General features: G+C 44.3%; 4 protein-coding genes. All 4 read right to left on the reverse strand.

What is annotated here, in order from left to right:
- Positions 1–111: 111 nt before the first annotated feature.
- Genes ACFFHF_RS12040 through ACFFHF_RS12055 form a run of 4 tightly spaced genes read right to left on the reverse strand, consistent with a single transcriptional unit; the run spans position 112 to position 3,068 of the window.
- Positions 112–348, reverse strand: coding sequence for a DUF5348 domain-containing protein (locus ACFFHF_RS12040; RefSeq protein ID WP_340902974.1), 237 nt, complete (start codon positions 346–348; stop codon positions 112–114).
- A complete protein-coding gene (locus ACFFHF_RS12045) occupies positions 345–1,145 on the reverse strand; it encodes an AAA family ATPase (protein WP_197197386.1) in 801 nt (266 codons plus the stop codon). Before ACFFHF_RS12045 ends, ACFFHF_RS12040 begins: the two co-directional genes overlap by 4 nt.
- Positions 1,138–2,493: a DDE-type integrase/transposase/recombinase gene (locus ACFFHF_RS12050; protein WP_160549917.1), complete on the reverse strand. Its 1,356-nt coding sequence runs from the start codon at positions 2,491–2,493 to the stop codon at positions 1,138–1,140. The genes ACFFHF_RS12045 and ACFFHF_RS12050 overlap by 8 nt, the downstream gene beginning before the upstream one ends.
- A 44-nt stretch (positions 2,494–2,537) precedes the next feature.
- Positions 2,538–3,068 (reverse strand): DUF6431 domain-containing protein, encoded by a 531-nt coding sequence (locus ACFFHF_RS12055; RefSeq protein WP_340902976.1) that lies wholly within the window; start codon positions 3,066–3,068, stop codon positions 2,538–2,540.
- Positions 3,069–3,277: the final 209 nt, after the last annotated feature.

Here is a 3,277-nt window from a genome sequence, read left to right on the forward strand (position 1 = left end):
TGTTAATGACGTTCTCCAATGTCCAGAACTTGACGGTGTTGATTGTCCTAAAACTGACGGATTCACTGTCCAAAAATGAAAGGGAAGCAGTTCACATGCTTCCCTAATGATTTACAAATCAACTTGATACGTCTCATTTTTCTTAAGGTAGAACCTAACATCATTTCGACCCGTAAGGATATACCAGTCTCTGCCCAATTCCAAGCGGCAGGAAAGAGTCTTCCCACTTCCCAGATGTAGATCAAACCATTCACCACATCTCATCTTATAACCAGAATTGTCTCCCCAAAACACGACCCAACAATCCAACTCTTCATTGTAATTCATTTCTTTCCAGCGACTTTTCATGAAAGCTCACCCTGTATGACTTGCTTGATCATATGGTCGTCAATGATCCTTCGGCCATTTTGTGAGCCATAGAGTAGACTATGTGTGCAGAGTTTATTTATCAGCCTTGCGGCACCACCAGAAAACCGATGGATTTCGTCGAGCGCCCCGTCAGAGAAAATTGGTTGATCAACTCCAGCATAACGAAGATGCCTAGAAACATATTCCTCAACCTGGGCACGATCGAGATGTCCTAACTGGAATTGGATATCGATTCTTTGGCGTATCGCTGCGTAGGATTGGAGTCGAAGACGATCCCACAATTCACTTTGACCGACGAGAATGAGTGCCATCGGACTTTGCGAATCCATTTTGAAGTTCAGTAAGAAACGAACCTCTTCAAGCATTTCCCGGTCCAGAAGATGGGCTTCGTCCACTACCACCACAGGTTGTAGCCCTCGTATGCCTTTCATTAATTCAATCTCACGATGAAGCTGCCGTTTTGCATCTCCTCGATAAAACTTCGCTTCGGAGCCTAACTGTTCCAAAAGACCTTTGTAAAAATGACGAGGTGTTAACTTAGAGTCGGACAGGTAAAGGATATGGAATTTCCCTTTATCCAATTTGTCCACAAACTTACGGATGGTCGTGGTCTTTCCAGTACCACTATCCCCACTCAAAACGGCAAAAAGCTGTCTTTCAGCTGTGTACTTCAGCCTTCCAAGGATTTCTTGCATCATGGAGGAATCATACAATTGATCAGTCGGAAGATCTCTGGCGAAAGGGGTGTTATCCATTTCATAGAAGGCTTCAAACACGAGAATCATCCTCCTTCCAAACGGCACGGAAGGTCACGGCAGGTTTCTGTTCAGTTTGACGTTTTTGGTTCTTTCGTTCAGCTGCCTTTAATAGTCTTGAAGATTCTACATCCTGCACCTGTAGGTGCTCAGGTAATGCAGGACGCTTCCCAGCTCTTTCCCCTATGACAAGCTTTTTGGCCTTCCAAGGAGTATGATCCTCGAACTCAATGGTCAGCTCCTTGATATTCGCAGGGTCATAAACAACCTCAACCTGTCGTCCAATGAATGCCAGGCCCACCTCATATTTTTGATCCATGAAGCTGATACATCCTGATTTATCGACTTTTCTCGTTTCACAATGGAGAAATGCATTACTCAACGTATCCGGATCGATGAACCGAATCGCTTTCTTATCTGAACGAAATGCCGTTTCCGGGCTAATTTTCTCCCCAAGTGCAGAATGAGGCTTATTCTGATAACACTCTGTCAGCCACACTTGGAAAAGCTCATTCAGACGATCAAGTGTATTGGGTTTTTCGATGACAGCCTCACTGATGAATGAATCTATGATTCTATTGAAGCGTTCAATTTTCCCTTTTGATTCAGCTGAGTACGGCCGTGTGTAAGTAAGGCGGGTGCCTATTTTTGAGCAGGTACGCGACATCCATTTGGTTCGATATTGCTTTCCATTATCAAAATAGACAGCCTCTGGAACACCATACTTCTGGATGGCCTGACGGAAGGAATCCTCAATGATCCTTGAATCCAATGTAGGGTAGAAAGCTGCATGAAGCACAAACCTGGTTGCGTCGTCGATAAAGGCGACAAGATACACTTGTTTCTTCATTCCATTGGGACCAATCGGCAGGTAAGGGCCATACTTGATATCTGATTGCCATAGTTGGTTGCGATGTCGCTTCTGAAATCTCCTGGCAGCTACTCCTGTCTGGGAATAAAGTCGCATATGCCGTGTGCTGTAACCTTTTTCAGTGAGCTTTTCCTGGAGCGTTGACCTTTTGATCTGTCCTGGCTCAGCCAACCCTTCCCACTCGAGTATCTGTATGATTTGTGCTACGCTCCGGCTTGGCACTTCCTTACGCAGAAGGATTGCCTGTTCCAATAAATGAGGAGGGATAGCTTCAGACTTACGAGCACCTTTTCTTCCTTGTGGCTTTAGTCCCCCAAACCCATCTTCCTGAAATTGAGCCAAATATCGCCTGATGGTTCTTTCTGAAAGACCGCTGGCCTTCACTATTTGGTCTCTTAATTCCTTTACCTTCCCAGCGTCAAGCCCCTCTGCCAATAAAGGGGATATCAGCTGAAAACGCTGCACTGCCAATTCCTCTGATTTCTTATGTTCCCTCATGATACACTCTCCTCTCTGTGTCTATCACGAGTGTAAATCAGGTGTTATTGGACAATGAATGCAGAACGGGTGTGTATCCATAAATTAATATTTACGATGGGCCGGACAATTCTTGTCAGCCATCCATTGGCATCTCCTGCCAAGCGTCCTATCCTTTGAAGTGCGGTCCCTGAACATTTGGACGTGACATCCAGGGGGATATTTCCTTGGTTGGTTCTGATCATGATGGAATTCAAACAGCCTATCCAATAATCCACAAATTGATGAAACCAGCCGTACCATCTCGAAAGAGTGGAATCATCGGCGGGAACAATGTGGGTGGACGGGTTCGTAAGAACGTCTTCGATACATTCAGCCTCATAGCGTTTATAAGGAATCAATAAATCTGGAAGTTCATGATGAATGGTCTGACAATTGGTGCACTGCAATCTTCGGATGTTATATGTCTTACTCTGACCTGTATGATCCTTGGCTTTTCGATTCTTTGTACCTCTAACCAACATGTCTTTCCCGCAGCATGGGGAAGGAATCCTCCCCGCACCCCTAACTAAAAACTCCAGTAAGTATGTTTTCAATCAGCTGATAATCTGATACAATAATCATATACTTTTTTTGTGGGACGTCTCCTGTATAACTGTTGGCGCAGTTATACATTATGGGGGACGTCTTTTCCTTTCCCCAAAATAAATGTCGAAATGTTTCGAATTATATACGGACATTATAATCGACTAATTCTGGACAGGCAATACCGTCAACTTTAGGAAATTTAAAGATGTCAAAAACA

Source organism: Robertmurraya beringensis, from assembly GCF_042433785.1.
GTDB classification, from domain to species: Bacteria; Bacillota; Bacilli; order Bacillales; family Cytobacillaceae; genus Robertmurraya_A; species Robertmurraya_A beringensis.